This window comes from Stutzerimonas sp. LR2, from assembly GCF_055755175.1.
In genome coordinates this window covers 1-631 of the sequence record NZ_JBVTRR010000088.1, presented here as the reverse complement: position 1 = coordinate 631, position 631 = coordinate 1, and the positions used below count along the sequence as shown (strand labels likewise).

At 41.2% G+C, this 631-nt stretch carries 1 protein-coding gene; it reads right to left on the bottom strand.

Going from position 1 to position 631, the window contains the following annotated elements:
* Nucleotides 1-440, bottom strand: a 440-nt coding sequence (locus tag ACVRRC_RS22205) for a hypothetical protein (RefSeq protein WP_472997610.1), incomplete at its 3' end; no start/stop codon positions are given.
* Nucleotides 441-631: the final 191 nt, after the last annotated feature.

Genomic DNA, 631 nt, shown 5'->3' with positions numbered 1-631 from the left:
GTGCTCATTATCCCAAAGTGTTCATCAGCAAACTTCAAGTGGTCAAAGGCCGCAAATGTGCTGTAAAGTCCGACCCAGAGAAGGATCTGGATATTAAGGATAGAGCCTATCTGCCCGAGGGTTTTTTCTTTCACTGCTTTACGTAATAAAACTGCGGCACCAAACAGCAAGTACAGACCACCAGCCAGGTAAAGCCAAACAGGTAAATTGGAGCTAGATTGGTCCATCTGTTCGGAACCTGCATCCATGAATGATTTGATGAATGGAGCAAGAAGCAAAAAGAAAGCCGGTACATAAAGTAACCAAGTCAATTTTACTTGTCTGATAGCTACCATGCGTTTTTCCTTGTCTGGGCTTGCTTCTTCGAGCACAACTTTCATTGTTTTTGCGAAGGAAAACACTGCTGCGATCAGAAATAGTGAGGTCATTAATAAATACATTTACTCTCCAAAAATTAGGAATGCATACTTTGATGTAATGGTACAGTGTTAATAGTTATAATAATAATTAATTCAGTCGCAAATTGAGCGGCTTTTTAAGATGCCGATAGATAAACTGCCATCCTTTCCCGTGAGGTGTACGGTAATCTAGGCGCGGAAGTTGTTGCTTTGCATTTTGCGACTCGAAGTTC